A 16,240-nucleotide genomic window follows, 5' to 3' on the forward strand; every position below is an offset into this window, starting at 1 on the left:
AAACGAAGGTGGCTAAAGCAGGCGGTAGTGCGAGTCCGGCTGCATTTTGCGCGGCACGAGGTGGTCATTCACCATCTCTCGCAGGTCTATTTCAATGGCATTGCAGATAGCGTTTAACGGCAAGTCGTTATCTTCCGTACCGAACGGATCTTCCAGCTCGGTGGCGATGGCATCCAGCGCCAGCAGTGCGTAGGTCGTAAAAATGGAAAATAGCAGCGTTAGAAAACCGAAATCATGAATCAACAGCAGTGGATACACCGCGCAAAAGAGGCCCACTGTACGGTGCAATAACAGCGAGTAAGCATAGGGTATCGGTGTATTACTGATGCGCTCGCAGCCGCCCTGAATCGTGCTGATTTGATTGAGATAATGGTTGAAGTTGCGGTAAATAAATTCATTCGGTCGATGCTGGTACAGCCATTGCCCGATGTTCTGCAACAGCGCGTTGCAGGGGGTTGTCAGGTGCTGATAATCCAGCGCTCGGGACACCGGAACCGGCCCGTGGCGGAGCTTTGATTTTAGCGTGGTGCAGTAGGTCACCATTAACTCCAGCACCACTTTTCTCTCTTCCTTGCTGGTATGAGTGGTGTTGATGATTTCTCGCATCAGCGAGCGGTTCACAATCAGTAAATCGCCCCACAGTTTGCGCGCCTCCCAGTAGCGCAGCCACGCGGTATTATTGCGAAAGCCCAGAAAGACCGAGATGGAAATAGAAATCCCAATAAAATAGAACGAGCTTTCTTTGGCGATGATCCCGTGCAGATGCAAAAGCGGCAGCGCAAACAGGTACGCCACGTTAAGCGCGATAAAGAAGCATAGCTGGGGCGATATTTTTCGCATGATTGACCCGCGCCATGAAAACAGTTTCCTGAACCAGGTTTGATCCGGCCTGACTATCATGGTTATGCCTTCTCTTGTGACAGTGCCAGAATGGCATCGTAGACAATCTGTAAACGTTCGAGGTAGTGGTTAAAGACCTGTGTTTTATCCTGAACCGCAATGGTGCGGTCGAGTTTCCCCTGGCTGTCGATATAAGAGGGCGGGATCTCCACGCGGCCAAGCTCTTGAGATTCAACCTCAAAATTAATCTGTATTTCACCAAACACCTGTGAGCGAATGATGTTGATATTCGCGCCGCCGAAAATATTGACCGTTAAACGGCCTTTCTCACTGGGTGTTATCTGATGATGATACTGCCGTTCGGTCGCCGTAATTTGGGTTATCAACTCCATGGAATAGGTATTCCAGTATTTATCCATTTTGTTTTTATGATTAAAGATAAGGAGTGCTTTTTCTTCTAAAGAAATAGTGTGATGAGTCATTTTAATTTCGATATAACTGGCTTGAAAATAGGTGATGCCAATGGCATCGATGATTATATGGCGTTGCGTAAAATATCGTATTGGGTAACGAAGTCGATATAATTGCGAAGCACCATTGGATTCCGTGTCTTACTTTGATAGATCATCCAGAGATCTATTTTTTGTACTGCCCAATCTGCTAATAAGGTGATTAATTGTCCGCTTTGCTGATAAGGCTTCACAATATACTCGGGCAAAATAGCAACCCCAGTTCCCTGCAATGTCTGCTGGAGAATGTAGGTCAGATTGTCGCTGGTATGCCGTAACGGCATGAGCAGCTCATAGCTTTCCTCACCGCGAAACAGGGCGATACTTTTCCACGTGCGATGGGTAATCAGGTCACAGTGGTTCAACTGCTGTGGGCGGCTGATCTCATGCTGAGCCTGATACTCCGGCGTGCAGACCACAAAGCGGCTAAACGTCCCCAGAAAGCGGCCAATACAGCTGTCGTCGGAGGGCTTACCAATCCGGTAGGCAATATCAAATTCGCTGCCCACGGAGCCATAAAACGAGTCGGCGGTAATCAGTTGCAGCTCAATGTCTGAGTGAGCTTGTAAAAACTGATGATGCACCGCTGGCAGAATGCTGGTCATAAAGCCCGGGGGCGCAACAATCTTGAGCTTACCGCCGGTCTTGCTGTGCAACGCTTTTACGGTGTTGTCGCCGCGAATGCTGGCATCCACCACTTCATGGCAATAGGCCAGGTAGCGCTCGCCGTCAGCCGTCAGGGAAAATTTCCGCGTGGTGCGGTTCAGCAACCGAAGGTTAAGGTACTCTTCAAGCGCGCTAATGCGCTGGCTGATGCGTGATTTTGTCATGCCCAGTTCAGTAGCGGTTCTTGTAAACGAACCATTTTTTACCAGCAGCGCGAAAAGCGCCATATCCTGAACATGCTTGAGCATAATCTAACCTTACTATATGACAGTGCAAATTATACGTAGCGCTATTGAGTCTGTATATACCGGATTGTTTAATTAAAAACGGTTAATTGTTTAATTATCTGTATTTTAAAATAGCACAGGGGAGCCAGGGTGCGGTGGTAAATAATAAAATACCTGGTGTGTGCCCCTTACGGGTTATATATGTAATCAATGATGGTTATAAATAGGAATGGGCGAAAAGATAAAGTGAATAATCATTGTTTGAGACGCAATAAATAATCACAGGCAGGTAAGTCTATGTCAACATTAAAACAGAAAGCCGCCCTTTCAGAAGAAAGGGCGGCTTTTATTGATGGCAGATAAACTCGCGCTTAGCGCATGGTCACAAACTCTTCTGCCGCCGTTGGGTGAATCGCCACGGTGTTGTCGAAGTCTTTCTTGGTTGCGCCCATTTTCAGCGCCACGGCGAAGCCTTGCAGCATTTCATCCATACCGAAGCCGATGCCGTGAATACCGACAATCTTCTCTTCCGGGCCTACGCAAACCAGCTTCATGCGGCACGGCTGGCGGTGTGAGGTTACGGCGGTGTACATCGCGGTGAAGGAGGATTTATACACCTTCACCGCGTCGTCGCCATACTGCTCACGCGCCTGGGGTTCTGTTAAACCGACAGTGCCGATTGGCGGGTGGCTAAAGACCACGGTCGGGATATTGCTGTAGTCCAGATGCTCGTCCGGCTTGTTATTAAACAGGCGCTCAGACAGGCGACGGCCTGCGGCAACGGCCACTGGCGTCAGCTCAACCGCCCCAGTGTTATCACCGACAGCGTAGATGCCAGGTACGTTAGTGTTCTGGAACTTATCAACGATGATGTAGCCTTTATCGTTGGTTTTCACGCCCGTTGCCGCCAGGTTGAAATCATCGGTAGCCGGTTCACGACCAATTGCCCAAATCAGGCAATCGACAGTTTGGCTGCGACCATCTTCCAGCGTCAGCGTCAGGCTGCCGTCAGCGTTTTTCACTACAGACTGCGGAATTGCCTGGGTGTGCAACTGCGGGCCTTCGGCGTTCATCACTTCAACCAGCGTTTCAACAATCAGCGGATCAAAGCTACGCAGCGGCGCATGTTTACGCACAAACAGATGCGTTTCTGCACCCAGGCCGTTAATCACGCCCGCCAGTTCAACGGCGATGTAACCCGCACCAACAACGGCAACGCGTTTTGGCAGCGCAGGCAGTTCGAAGAAACCGTTAGAATCGATACCGTATTCAGCGCCTGGAATATTCGGATGGCTTGGGCGGCCACCGGTGGCGATCAGAATATGATCGGCGGTGATCGTCTCACCGTTCACTTCGATTGTTTTGGCATCGACAAAACGGGCAAAGCCTTTGATAACGTCCACTTTATTTTTGCCCAGCACGTTATCGTACGAGGTGTGAATACGGTCAATGTAGGCGGTGCGGCTGGCGATGAGTTTATCCCAGTCGAAGTGATTGATGGTGGCGTCGAAGCCGTAATCTGGGCCATACATATGGATGGCTTCGCGAATCTGCGCGGCATGCCACATCACTTTTTTCGGCACGCAACCTACGTTGACGCACGTACCGCCCAGGTCTTTGGCTTCAATTAACGCGCATTTCTGGCCATACATAGCCGCACGGTTAATGGAGGCGATACCGCCGCTGCCGCCGCCGATGGCGATGTAATCGTAATGTTTGGTCATGGCCGCTCCTCAAACGTTCAATGTTGAGCGGGTGAGCGTCGTGCTCCCCGCCAAAATACTCGCGATTGTATACCTGAAATTGATAGGTTCCACCGATGTCTGTAATTACTCAGGTACAACCCAGTTAACCAGTGTATGGCCCGTTCCGGCTGGAACCAGCTTGCTGTGCAGCCACGGCAGCACATTGTTCATCTGCGCCTCCAGCTTCCACGGCGGGTTAATCACAATCATCCCGGAGGCGGTCATCCCGCGCTGGTCGCTGTCTGGGCGTACCGCCAACTCAATCTGCAGGATTCTACGGATACCGGTTGATTCTAGATCGTGCATCATACGTTTGATCTGTTGACGCAGAACTACCGGATACCACAGCGCGTAAGTGCCGGTCGCAAAACGTTTGTAGCCTTCGCTGATACCGCTCACTACCGCCTGATAGTCGCTTTTAATTTCATACGGTGGGTCAATGAGGATCAGCCCACGGCGGGAAACCGGCGGCAGTTTGGATTTCAACTGCTGGTAGCCATCGGCACGATCGACGCGCGCGCGGTTGTCTTTTTGGAATTCGGAACGCAGCAGCGGGAAATCGCTAGGATGCAGCTCGGTCATTTGCAGGCTGTCTTGCTCACGCAGCAGTTGGCGGGCAATCAATGGCGAGCCAGGGTAGTAGCGGAGTTGGCCGCTGCGGTTGAAGTGCTCAACCACCGAGATATACGCTTCCAGCTCGGCGGGCAGGTCGTCCTGCTGCCAGATACGGGCGATGCCTTCCAGGTATTCGCCGGTACGCTCGGCGTGCTCACCGCTTAGCTGATAGCGGCCTGCACCGGCGTGAGTGTCCAGATAGAGAAACGGTTTTTCTTTCTCTTTCAGCGACTCAATAATCAGGCTCTGAACGGTGTGTTTGAGGACGTCGGCGTGGTTGCCTGCGTGAAAGCTGTGGCGATAACTGAGCATGGATGCGGATATTCCGAGAATTAAACAGGATGACCGATAGTTTACCGCAGATCCGCGCGGATTACCGCTGTACCACGGCGAGGTTTCTATTATGGCAATAATGTTGCAAAACATGAATGTGTCATAAAACGGTCAAGCCGTATGTTTAGCGTCAGCAACAGGCAAGCTAATTATTTGAATAAAAGGGAAAATAATGAAACTGCAAATCACACTGTTGGCATCAGCATTGGTGCTGGCGCTACCGGTTCTGGCGAAGGACATTTCGGTGAATCAAGCGGCGGCGATCGCCGACACCGTGACTCCTGCGGCGACTAACCCAGCGTTCGACGCGCTGGAAGCGCAATCGCTGACGGCACTACGCAGCGAGCTGAAAGGTTCAGCGCAGACGTTAACGCGCGATCGGCTCAAACAAGCCAAACAGAATAAAACGCAGGCTGACAACGCCTGGCTGCAAGCCAGCGGTTATGACTTCCAGAGCAAAGCCAGGCAGCAGGCTGAAATCGAGTTGCTTTCGGCATTCAGTACGCTGCCGGACAACGTTGTGAAGCAAAACCTGGCCACCGTGACCGACATTAACCGTGATGCAACCCAAACCCTCCGCCATCAGGCACTGGCGGATGCCGTAGGCATCAATTACCTCTATTTCCTGAGCGATGCGATGGGGCCACGGCTTGGCAAAGCGTTTATCAGCGCTTACGACAAAGGTGAATTGAGCAAAGCTGCCGCGTTGATTAAGGCCTCGGAAGTTGGCACTGGCGCGCCGAAAAATCACTTTAACAACCCGCGTCCTTTCCTGATTCCAGGCAATACCATCCATTTGGTACCGGACGATTTCATCGTAAAAGATAACCAGCCGTACACTGCTCACGGAGGCTCGTTCCCTAGCGGCCATACCAACACCGGTTATACTGACGCATTATTGATGGCGCAGATGATCCCGGAGCGTTTTGATGCGCTGGTGACGCGTGGCGCGCGCTATGGCTATTCGCGCATTGTGCTGGGCGTGCACTACCCGCTGGACGTCATGGGTTCTCGCATGGTGGTACAGCGCAACGTCGCCGACTATATGAACGATGCTAAATATCGCGCGTTATTTAACGAAGCCCGCGACCAACTGCGTACGGCGCTGGAGAAAGAGTGCGGCACTTCGCTGGCGGAGTGCGCCAAAACCTCAGCCAAAGATGACCCGTATCGTGACCCGGCGATGCGCGATTTTTACCGTTTCACCATGACTTACAACCTGCCAGCGCAGAAGGGCGAAAAACAGAGCCTGAAAGTGCCTGAAGGGGCGGAAGTGCTGCTGGAAACCGCGTTTCCGAACCTGTCTGCCGCTCAGCGCCGCGCGCTGATGGTGAAAAGTGCGCTGCCAGCGGGGTATCCGCTTTCAGGTGTGACCAACGAGCAGCAATTCTGGCAGCGTTTAAACCTGCCTGCCGCATGGGAAATGGGGCAGAAAAAACACTAATCGAGGCATCGCGTGAGGGGCATTACGTTAGGGTGATACCGGCTGCGGTATCGCTCTACGCTACGGGTGAAATGAGACCCGCTATCATTGAAATTCCCCTCACTATCCCCCATTCTAGATCTTATCGTTAAAGCGCCGCTGAGCGCTTCATTTATTTCTTAGACCAGGACTGCGCATTATGACGAATCCATTACTGACTCCCTTCGAACTGCCGCCGTTTTCCCAAATTAAGCCTGAGCATGTTGTTCCTGCTGTGACCAAAGCCTTGAACGACTGCCGCGAAAATGTGGAACGTGTGGTGGCGCAGGGCGCGCCGTACTCCTGGGAAAATCTCTGCCAGCCTCTGGCGGAAGTGGACGATGTGCTGGGGCGTATTCTCTCGCCGATTGGCCATCTGAATTCGGTAAAAAATAGCCCTGAACTGCGTGAAGTTTATGAGCAAACTCTGCCGTTGCTGTCGGAATTCCGCACTTGGGTGGGTCAGCATGAAGGGCTGTACAAAGCCTATCGTGACCTGCGCGACGGTGATAACTACGCCGCGCTGTCTGCCGCGCAGAAAAAAGCGGTCGATAACGCACTGCGCGATTTCGAGCTGTCAGGTATCGGCCTGCCGAAAGAGAAACAGCAGCGTTATGGCGAAATCGCTACCCGTCTGTCTGAGTTAGGCAACCTGTACAGCAACAACGTGCTCGATGCCACCATGGGCTGGACTAAGCAAGTCAGCGATGAAGCAGAGCTGGCGGGGATGCCAGAAAGCGCGATCGCCGCCGCCAAAGCTCAGGCGGAAGCCAAAGAGCTGGACGGTTATCTGCTGACGCTGGATATCCCAAGCTATCTGCCGGTCATGACCTATTGCGACAATCAGGCGTTGCGTGAAGAGATGTATCGCGCCTACGGCACCCGTGCGTCTGACCAGGGCCCGAATGCCGGAAAATGGGACAACAGCCCGGTAATGGCCGAAATTCTGGCGCTGCGCCACGAGCTGGCTCAACTGCTGGGCTTCGAAAGCTACGCCTTCAAATCTCTCGCCACCAAAATGGCGGAAAACCCGCAGCAGGTGCTCGACTTCCTGACGGATCTGGCTAAACGCGCCCGCCCGCAGGGGGAAAAAGAGCTGGCCCAACTGCGTGCGTTCGCGAAAGCGGAATTTGGCGTTGATGAGCTGCAACCGTGGGATATCGCCTACTACAGCGAGAAACAGAAGCAGCACCTGTACAGCATCAGCGATGAACAACTGCGCCCATACTTCCCAGAGAACAAAGCGGTTAACGGCCTGTTTGAAGTGGTTAAACGCATTTACGGTATTACCGCAAAAGAGCGCACTGATGTTGATGTCTGGAACCCGGAAGTGCGTTTCTTTGAGCTATATGATGAGAACAACGAACTGCGCGGGAGTTTCTATCTCGACTTGTATGCGCGTGAACACAAGCGCGGTGGGGCGTGGATGGATGTTTGTGTCGGCCAGATGCGTAAAGCAGACGGCTCGCTGCAAAAACCGGTCGCTTACTTGACCTGTAACTTCAACCGTCCGGTCAGTGGTAAACCAGCGCTGTTCACCCATGATGAAGTGATCACCCTGTTCCATGAGTTTGGTCATGGTCTGCACCATATGCTGACCCGTATCGAAACCGCCGATGTATCGGGCATTAACGGTGTGCCGTGGGATGCCGTCGAACTGCCGAGCCAGTTTATGGAAAACTGGTGCTGGGAGCCGGAAGCGCTGGCGTTTATTTCCGGTCATTTTGAGACCGGCGAACCGCTGCCGAAAGAGCTACTGGATAAAATGCTGGCGGCGAAAAACTACCAGGCGGCGCTGTTTATCCTGCGTCAGTTAGAGTTCGGCCTGTTCGATTTCCGCCTGCACGCGGAATTTGATCCGCAGCAAGGGGCGAAAATCCTCGAAACGCTGGCTGAAATCAAGAAACAGGTCGCAGTGATTCCTGGGCCGTCGTGGGGACGTTTCCCACACGCCTTCAGTCACATCTTCGCGGGTGGCTACGCGGCAGGTTACTACAGCTATCTGTGGGCCGACGTACTGGCTGCCGATGCTTTCTCTCGCTTTAAAGAAGAAGGTATTTTCAACCGTGAAACGGGTCAGTCGTTCCTTGATAACATTCTCACCCGTGGTGGTTCTGAAGAGCCGATGGAACTGTTCAAGCGCTTCCGTGGCCGTGAACCTCAGCTTGACGCGATGCTGGCGCATTACGGAATCAAAGGCTGATTACTGGCGTGAAAATCTGTTTAATTGATGAAACGGGCACCGGAAACGGTGCCTTATCTGTTCTTGCCGCCCGCTGGAATCTTACGCACGATGACGATAATCTGATGGCGCTGGTGTTAACACCGGAACATCTGGAATTGCGTAAGCGTGATGAACCAAAGCTTGGCGGCATCTTCGTGGATTTTGTCGGCGGCGCGATGGCGCATCGGCGTAAATTCGGCGGCGGTCGCGGCGAAGCGGTGGCGAAAGCGGTTGGCGTAAAAGGCGATTATCTGCCGGATGTCGTGGATGCGACGGCGGGGTTAGGGCGCGATGCGTTTGTGCTGGCATCGGTCGGCTGTCATGTGCGGATGCTAGAGCGTAACCCTGTGGTTGCGGCGCTTCTCGACGATGGCCTGGCGCGCGGTTATGCCGACCCAGAAATCGGCGGCTGGTTGCAGCCACGTTTGCAGTTGATTCACGCTTCTAGCCTGACGGCGCTGACGGACATCATGCCACGCCCGCAGGTGGTGTATCTTGACCCGATGTTCCCGCATAAGCAGAAAAGCGCGCTGGTGAAAAAAGAGATGCGGGTATTTCAGTCGCTGGTGGGGCCGGATTTAGACGCCGACGGGCTGTTGGCTCCGGCACGGCTGCTGGCAACCAAGCGCGTCGTGGTGAAGCGCCCGGATTACGCACCGCCGTTGGCGGAGGTCGCGACCCCAAACGCGGTGGTGACTAAAGGGCACCGGTTTGATATTTACGCAGGGACTCCTGAATAGCCTTTCCACTTAACTCGGTCGTGAGTGGTGGTCATCATGATTCTCCCAAATCATCGGATGTTGGCGCTTATTGAAAAATAAGCGCCAATGATAATCACTTATTCACCTAAACCATTTTCGATGGCGGCGCTAAGTTTCTGTAATGCAACCTGGGCATCTTCACCCTGGAATACGATATTGACTTCATGACCTTTTTTTACACCCAGGGACATGAGCGCCATCAGACTCTTTGCATTTACATATTTATCACTTCTTGCAAGATTTGCGATCTTAACTTCACATTTAAAAGGTTTTAATGTCGCAACCAGGTTCGCTCCTGGACGAGCATGAAGACCATGCTCATTTTTTATGATGAAACGAGCATTGCAATTAGCATCAGGCATCATAATTAACACTGTATCGTTGGAATTAAATTTTCAGCATCCAGCGCTAAATATTGTTGTGCAACATTAAGCGTCACGGGGTGATTTTTAGGTAAACCAATGATGTCGGCAGCGGTAGTCAGCAATCCCATCCGTTGCATTTTCTGTTGCAGTTTTACAGAGGCTTGATCGTCTTCGGCATAGTAAGCAAGGCCGCAAGCAATCGCTTTAGTGAGAGGGGTGTAATCGAGGTCGTGTTTAAGACAAAGTTGTACGACACCCATTAAGCGATCCTGATAAGCCAATTTCCGAATAGGATCATAGGCGACACGATGAATCGAATCCGGGAGTTCGTTTTTAGCTTTAGGCAAGTACTCAAGATCTTTTAATGCTTCACGCGTGATTTGTGGATATTCGGTCATTACCGCAGTAATGGTGACATCGTGTACTGCATTGGCCAAATTTGAAACCTGAGAGTCGGCTGAGGCATCAGGTATGGTTTTGTAACCTTTCAGATGACCATACCAGGCGGTAGTAGCGTGAGGGCCGTTAATGGTAAAGACTTTGATGTCTTTAAGCATTTCCAGATGTTCGCGTGGCTCCAGCCATTCCACATCGCTGATGTCGTTATAAAGAGGTGTTTGAATGATCAAAGAGGCGACTGCGGTGCTGTCTATCTGGGTTGCGTAGTGCGTTTTGGCATCAGTGGAGCGTCTGACAATTGAGTCGCGAATCGCTACGTTGGTGTCAAACCATTGGCGCGCCTCAGCAGATGGGATCGCGTCACGATACCAGGCTTCAATATCTTTAATAATATGATTTTTATTCGTCAGGCAAATTAATGTCATTTTTTTAGTTGGATCAATATGATATTGATGCTCAAAACATTTGCCAAGATACTGAGCGGATTCTTCAAAATCCTCTGGATAAAGTGGACACATAATGACAGACGACTCAAGAAAATCATCCATGACAGAATAGTTGTCATCGGTCAAAAATGCATTAAAGTTGGTGACCTCATGCAAGATAATATCATCAGTGCGGAAAACCTGGACGGTATATTTGTTTTCGCGATTCAGTTCATCAATAACTCGTTGGTCTTTATCCAGGAAGGTTATATCCCAGCCAGCATTATCAAACGTTTCGCCAACGAAGCCTTTACCAAGGCGGCCAGCGCCTATAATTAATACGCGTTTCATTATAACTCCTCATATTATTAGACATCCTTGCTCGTGAATATATGATTTATATCCTTGAGTGAGGACACCACGAAATTAGACCTGGTCTCAAGTTTTTCTTCGGTTACAAGAATGGCAACTTCATTAGAGACTTCAGCCATTTTTTGTTTGGTATAACACTCATCCAAATCGGGAATGGTTACACCGACTTCACTGTCAACATGCGCAACACCCATAAAGTAAATATCCGGGCGAATAGCATTTAATTCACGAATGGTTTCAGCGCCAATTAAAACCAAAGAGTTCTTATAAAGTCTGCCCCCTAATCCTATAACCTCTACATTCTTATAATCACTTAACAAATGCAGAATAGGAATATTATTAGAAACGACAGTACATTTTAGATCTTTGGGTATTAGCTTTATGAGTTCGTAATTAGTTGTTCCTCCGTCAATTAAAATGACGCTATTTTCTTTAATTAAATGTACGGCTTTCTTCGCCAGCTTTACTTTCTCATTGGTGTTCAGATCCTGCCGGATGTTAAACTCAGTGATGGCAGGTCCGACGCGTATTGCGCCACTATGAACCCGACGAATTAACCCCTGATTCGCAAGTTCATTTAAGTCGCGTCTTATGGTGTCTTCAGAAACCTTAAGACGCTCACTTAATTTACTGGCAACAATCTTTTTCTCTTTCTCAAGTATTTGAAGAATAATATCTTGTCTGGCCGCTTTCATCGTAATGACTCATTTTATTCAGAGAATAATGAGTATATCTTAGATGTTTAGCACTTGTAAAATATGTTCTATAGAATTAGCGGTCCGTAATGCCTGGACATTCTCTTCTTCAATACAAATTAAGGCGATTTTATTTAACAAGTCCATATGTTCACCTTCTTTACCCGCGATACCTATGGTTATATAGGCAGTATTCCCATCGCCAAAGTCTATACCGTCAGGAAACTGCACTAACGAAATACCTGACTTAATGATTTCGCAATCTGAACCATCCGTACCATGTGGTATTGCTAAACCATTACCTAAATAAGTTGAAACAATCTCTTCTCTGAGTTTCATTCTCTGAACGTATTTGTCTGTTACATACCCATTCATTTTTAGAATATTGCCAGTAAGGGTTATTGCTTCAAATTTATCATTGGCATGTGCATTAAGAATAATGTTTTCGGGGATAAAGATGTCACTCATGCAGGCACCTCTTCATGGTTTTCATGATTATGCGATTTTATAAAAGCAACGGTTTCGTCATAATCACTTAACTTAATAAAGTTCTTAACCGTCATAAACACAGTGTCGGTGTTTTCACAGCTTAATTTTGCGCGTTCAAGAAGCCCAGATAAAGTAATTACCATATCGTAGTCTCTACCCACTCGGTTTGCAGAATCGTTAATAACCTTAATATAGCCTAGCCCTTCTTCTTGTAGCCGTTTACGTAGAACAGAAGCCCCCATTGCGCTGGAACCCATCCCAGAATCACATGCGACCAATATACGTTGCACCGCTTTTCCGCTTGTCCTGGATAATCCTGGAACAAAATCAGCCACAGATTTAACCTGACGTCCGCCTACAGTTACTGGGCTTTCATCATCATCTTCTGAACCGGGGCTGATTTTAAGTATTAACCACCCTAGTGAGCATGACACGATAAACCCTGCGCTGATGGATACCAGATTGGCAACGATGGCGCTTTTCGGTGTCATCATGGCTATAGCGATTAAACTGCCTGGTGATGCAACGCCTATCAGCCCGCCCTCCATAATAACTTGTAAGAATAAGGAGACGGCAAGTCCTCCCATTGTGGCGAATACCAGTAATGGGTTTGCCAGCACAAACGGAAAATAGACTTCACCAATCCCCGCTATACCTGCAATAAACATTGCCATTGGCGCTGTTTTCTTCGCACGTCCACGTCCAAACAAGGCTATCGCCATTAATGTTCCGAGCAGTGGGCCATTATTGGTGTCCACCAGAAACATGATTGATTTACCCAGTTCGGGAACCTGGGCGAAACCAATTGGTGCGAGAATGCCGTGGTTAACCACATTATTCAGGAACAGAACCTGAGCAGGCGCCATAAACACTGACAGTAACGGGAGTAGGTTATGGCTGGTACACCAGTTTACCCCTGACGTGATAATGACAATCAGCAGGCGGATAACCGGCCCAACGGTCATATAGGCGAAAATAGCGCATAGCAGGCCAATAATACCGAGACTGAAATTATTGACGAACATTTCAAAGCCCGGCTTAATTTTGTCCTGCACTTTCTGGTCAAATTTCTTCAACAGCCAGGAGGAGAGTGGCCCCATGACCATTGCCCCACTGATCATCGTGATGTTTGACCCGACGATAACGCCCATTGTTGCGAATGCAGCAATAACTCCCCCACGTTGACCGTGGATGTTATACCCTGCGGTGTAGCCAATCAGTAATGGAAAAAGGTAATTCAGGATTGGGCCGACCATTTCACCTAATTTTTCGTTAGGGAACCAGCCATTAGGGATAAAGATGGCGGCCATTAACCCCCATCCCACAAACGCTCCCAGATTCGGCATAACCATGCCGCTCATAACTCCACCAAACTTTCTAATTTTTGCTAACGCAGGGCTATTGGCAATTCGACTGTTCCCCATGGTCGGCTCCATTCTTATATTGATGAGTGATTAATGATGCGATTTACCGCCGGTAATATTGATTACGGACCCGGTGATATAAGAAGAATGATCGGAGACCAGGAAAGAGATCAGGTCGGCGATCTCTTCAAGTTTCCCCGGACGACCAAGAGGAATAATGCCTTTATAGTCTTTATGAACATGATTTGGATCGGTTCCTCGCGTGTAAGCCAGCGCACGGAAATTGGCTTCGCTGTTCATTGGCGTTGGTACATTGATGGCTGGCTCAACGCTCACAACGCGCACATTGTGGGGGCCCAGCTCTTTCGCCCATGAAAATGTGAAGGCGTTAACGGCGGCTTTCGTTGCGGAATAGCAGCTCTGCCCGCGTGAACCCTGAACACCTGCTTCGGAAGTCATATTGATAATGACGCCGGATTCTTGTTCCACCATCTGGCGCCCAATGGACTGCGATACCAGAAAAACAGCCTTCTGGTTAACATTGACCATAAAGTCGAAGTCATCTTCGCTCAGTTCATATTCTGGTTTTTCTTTAAATACATCGACTAACAGGCGTGGACGGCTGACACCGGCATTGTTGACTAAACCGTCTATATGACCAAACTTCTCCACCACTGAGGCGGTGAGTTGCTCCACTTCTGTTTTTTTGGTCACATCACATTTGATAAAGACGATGTCGTCGAACTGGCTGAAGTTTTTATTGGGCGATAAATCGGCATAAACCACGGTTGCGCCATTGGAGTAGAGATTCTCAACCATTTTTTCACCCAGGCCCATACTGCCACCTGTGACGACCACAACCTTACCGGAAAGATCCAACCACTTTGTTGCTTGATCCATTTTCGTTCTCCCACTGTTCTCGATTGACTGACATCTGCTGCCCTGGCATTTGACATGCAATGCCTGCAGCACATTGTTTACATATTGATGCGGTTTTTTGCGTGTTTATAATCTATGCGCAGAAAAACGCATTGCCTATGAAGATCGTTAATTTTTGCGATGCTAATCACAGGATACATTTTAATAATGTTTTAATTCAGTAAGTTACTTTATTTACTGACGTTTTGCGTGAAGGATCGCATTTCTGATGTGTACGATTGTTAATCGATCTCTTAATGCGTTTATTTGCGTGTTTTGTTTTTTTGTTGCGTCTTTATGCGTTATTAAAATTGAGAGGAATGATTAATAAAGACGCATAGATATAAATGATGATGGGTATTGCTGGGGAAGGTACATTGCACAGGAGGCTTCCTGACAGAGTGATTATCTGTCAGGAAGATGATGTTTACTGGAGGTTAGACAAACGGTGCGTATGGGTCAGCCATCTCAAATGCGATGGATCTTTCCGCTTTTGGTGGGTAAATCAGCTCACTGACAATCGACACTTTCAGTTTCTTCGCTTCTTCGCGGGTCAGTTTGACCTGCTGATCCCATCCTTCGGTATACACCGCGCCCCATTCACCGAGATCCAGACAGGTGACGTACATCTCCTGACGGTACGGCGAAGGCTCTACGCCAAGCAGGCTTGCAGCGGCGTTATTACCGGCAAATTTCCCCAGCAGAATCGCGTGCTGGCAGGTCATTAGCGCGTGGTTGCCCTTGTCATCGGTTGCGGCGTAAGCCACATCACCCGTGGCGTAGATATCTTCATGGCCTTCAACCTGAAGATTGGCATTGACGTGCAGACGGCCCTGAGCGTCACGCGGGGCATCAATTTGCGCGGTCAGGCCGTTGGCCTGGACACCCACCGTCCAGATAACGGTCTGCGAGGTGATAATTTGCCCGTCTTTCAGGGTCACGCCAGAGGCGTTGACGCTTTCTACTTCCGCATTGACGACCCACTCAACGCCCAATTCCGCAGACGCTTCAATAATCACATTGCGTAATTCTTCGCTGTAGCGCCCGCCTGGCTGTGCACCACGCTCAACTACGACTACTCTGGTCTTAGCATTGGAGCCAAGGATTTCACGCAGGCGGCCTGGAAGCTCCAGTGCCATTTCGATACCGGTAAAACCACCGCCGCAGACTACGACGGTATTGCGCGCTTCGCTTTCTGGCTGATGCGCCAGATCTTTCAGATGTTGCTCCAGGACGGCAGCGCTTTCTAATTGGTCGAGATCGAAGGCGTGAGCGGCGACACCGGCCACCATATCGCGGTTAACGTGGCTGCCACTGGCGAGGATCAGACGATCGTAGTGGTGCAGATGGTTTTCACCGTTGGCGTCTTTCCAGCTCACTTCGCGGGAGGCCGTCAGGATTTGTTCTACGCTGCCACGCAGGAAGCGCACACCGGTGACGTCAAACAGCGGTTGCAGCGGTGCAACCAACGTCTGAACGGCGCTTTCATAAAAACGTGGGCGTACGCGCAGTTCTGGCTGCGGTGCAATAACGGTAATATCAATGGCTTGCTGCTGGTTTTTATCTGCCAGTCGCGCCGCGCTCAGGGCCGCCCACATACCGGCAAAGCCAGCACCTACGATTAAGATCTGTTTACGCATCTTGGTTTCACTCACTGGTAACGATGATTTCTTGACTCGGATTTTATTGGTCGTAGTTAAAGAATGCAATGTGATTTATCGTTGGTGGGGCTTTTTTGTGTCTGTGATTTATCTATTTATTTGATTTATATAATATTAAAAATTTAAATATTGCGATGTGATATTAACGTTCTGGTATGATTCAGGCGGAA

General features: G+C 49.7%; 15 protein-coding genes. 3 read left to right on the plus strand and 12 right to left on the minus strand.

Features of this window, described 5'->3' with window-relative positions:
- Nucleotides 1-12: 12 nt before the first annotated feature.
- The 5 genes from AC6I4B_RS01315 to AC6I4B_RS01335 all read right to left on the minus strand — a co-directional run bounded on the left by AC6I4B_RS01315 (nucleotide 13) and on the right by AC6I4B_RS01335 (nucleotide 4,914).
- Nucleotides 13-900, minus strand: coding sequence for a bestrophin family protein (locus tag AC6I4B_RS01315; protein ID WP_497768924.1), 888 nt, complete (start codon nucleotides 898-900; stop codon nucleotides 13-15).
- A 2-nt stretch (nucleotides 901-902) separates the two neighbouring features.
- Nucleotides 903-1,322, minus strand: coding sequence for a hypothetical protein (locus AC6I4B_RS01320; RefSeq protein WP_497768925.1), 420 nt, complete (start codon nucleotides 1,320-1,322; stop codon nucleotides 903-905).
- 53 nt (nucleotides 1,323-1,375) lie between these two features.
- Nucleotides 1,376-2,263 carry a LysR family transcriptional regulator gene (locus AC6I4B_RS01325; protein WP_497768927.1) on the minus strand — a complete coding sequence of 296 codons (888 nt, stop codon included), beginning with the start codon at nucleotides 2,261-2,263 and terminating at the stop codon, nucleotides 1,376-1,378.
- 350 nt (nucleotides 2,264-2,613) lie between these two features.
- Nucleotides 2,614-3,966 (minus strand): glutathione-disulfide reductase, encoded by a 1,353-nt coding sequence (gene gorA / locus AC6I4B_RS01330; protein WP_497768928.1) that lies wholly within the window; start codon nucleotides 3,964-3,966, stop codon nucleotides 2,614-2,616.
- Nucleotides 3,967-4,071: 105 nt separating this feature from the next.
- A complete protein-coding gene (locus tag AC6I4B_RS01335) occupies nucleotides 4,072-4,914 on the minus strand; it encodes a 23S rRNA (adenine(2030)-N(6))-methyltransferase RlmJ (protein ID WP_497768930.1) in 843 nt (280 codons plus the stop codon).
- A gap of 193 nt (nucleotides 4,915-5,107) precedes the next feature.
- On the opposite strand from AC6I4B_RS01335, the gene AC6I4B_RS01340 reads away from it, so the two are divergent.
- From AC6I4B_RS01340 to rsmJ, 3 genes are all read left to right on the plus strand, one after another.
- Complete coding sequence (locus AC6I4B_RS01340; RefSeq protein WP_497768932.1) at nucleotides 5,108-6,379, plus strand: acid phosphatase; 1,272 nt, start codon at nucleotides 5,108-5,110, stop codon at nucleotides 6,377-6,379.
- 178 nt (nucleotides 6,380-6,557) lie between these two features.
- Nucleotides 6,558-8,600: an oligopeptidase A gene (prlC, locus tag AC6I4B_RS01345; protein ID WP_497768933.1), complete on the plus strand. Its 2,043-nt coding sequence runs from the start codon at nucleotides 6,558-6,560 to the stop codon at nucleotides 8,598-8,600.
- Between the two features lie 8 nt (nucleotides 8,601-8,608).
- Nucleotides 8,609-9,361 (plus strand): 16S rRNA (guanine(1516)-N(2))-methyltransferase RsmJ, encoded by a 753-nt coding sequence (rsmJ, locus tag AC6I4B_RS01350; protein WP_497768935.1) that lies wholly within the window; start codon nucleotides 8,609-8,611, stop codon nucleotides 9,359-9,361.
- A gap of 98 nt (nucleotides 9,362-9,459) precedes the next feature.
- On the opposite strand, the gene AC6I4B_RS01355 is transcribed toward rsmJ, so the two are convergent.
- From AC6I4B_RS01355 to AC6I4B_RS01385, 7 genes are all read right to left on the minus strand, one after another.
- On the minus strand, nucleotides 9,460-9,747 hold the full coding sequence (locus AC6I4B_RS01355) for an HPr family phosphocarrier protein (RefSeq protein WP_497768936.1): 288 nt from the start codon (nucleotides 9,745-9,747) through the stop codon (nucleotides 9,460-9,462).
- A gap of 2 nt (nucleotides 9,748-9,749) precedes the next feature.
- Nucleotides 9,750-10,922 (minus strand): mannitol dehydrogenase family protein, encoded by a 1,173-nt coding sequence (locus AC6I4B_RS01360; protein WP_497768938.1) that lies wholly within the window; start codon nucleotides 10,920-10,922, stop codon nucleotides 9,750-9,752.
- 17 nt (nucleotides 10,923-10,939) lie between these two features.
- Nucleotides 10,940-11,638 (minus strand): DeoR/GlpR family DNA-binding transcription regulator, encoded by a 699-nt coding sequence (locus tag AC6I4B_RS01365; RefSeq protein WP_497768939.1) that lies wholly within the window; start codon nucleotides 11,636-11,638, stop codon nucleotides 10,940-10,942.
- A 39-nt stretch (nucleotides 11,639-11,677) separates the two neighbouring features.
- A complete protein-coding gene (locus AC6I4B_RS01370) occupies nucleotides 11,678-12,106 on the minus strand; it encodes a PTS mannitol transporter subunit IIA (protein ID WP_497768941.1) in 429 nt (142 codons plus the stop codon).
- Nucleotides 12,103-13,551, minus strand: a complete 1,449-nt coding sequence (locus AC6I4B_RS01375; RefSeq protein ID WP_497768943.1) for a PTS transporter subunit EIIC — start codon at nucleotides 13,549-13,551, stop codon at nucleotides 12,103-12,105. Before AC6I4B_RS01375 ends, AC6I4B_RS01370 begins: the two co-directional genes overlap by 4 nt.
- A 30-nt stretch (nucleotides 13,552-13,581) precedes the next feature.
- Nucleotides 13,582-14,391, minus strand: a complete 810-nt coding sequence (locus tag AC6I4B_RS01380; RefSeq protein ID WP_497768944.1) for a sorbitol-6-phosphate dehydrogenase subunit — start codon at nucleotides 14,389-14,391, stop codon at nucleotides 13,582-13,584.
- Nucleotides 14,392-14,846: 455 nt separating this feature from the next.
- Complete coding sequence (locus AC6I4B_RS01385) at nucleotides 14,847-16,049, minus strand: NAD(P)/FAD-dependent oxidoreductase (protein ID WP_497768946.1); 1,203 nt, start codon at nucleotides 16,047-16,049, stop codon at nucleotides 14,847-14,849.
- Nucleotides 16,050-16,240: the final 191 nt, after the last annotated feature.

The organism is Kluyvera fluvialis (genome assembly GCF_059725275.1).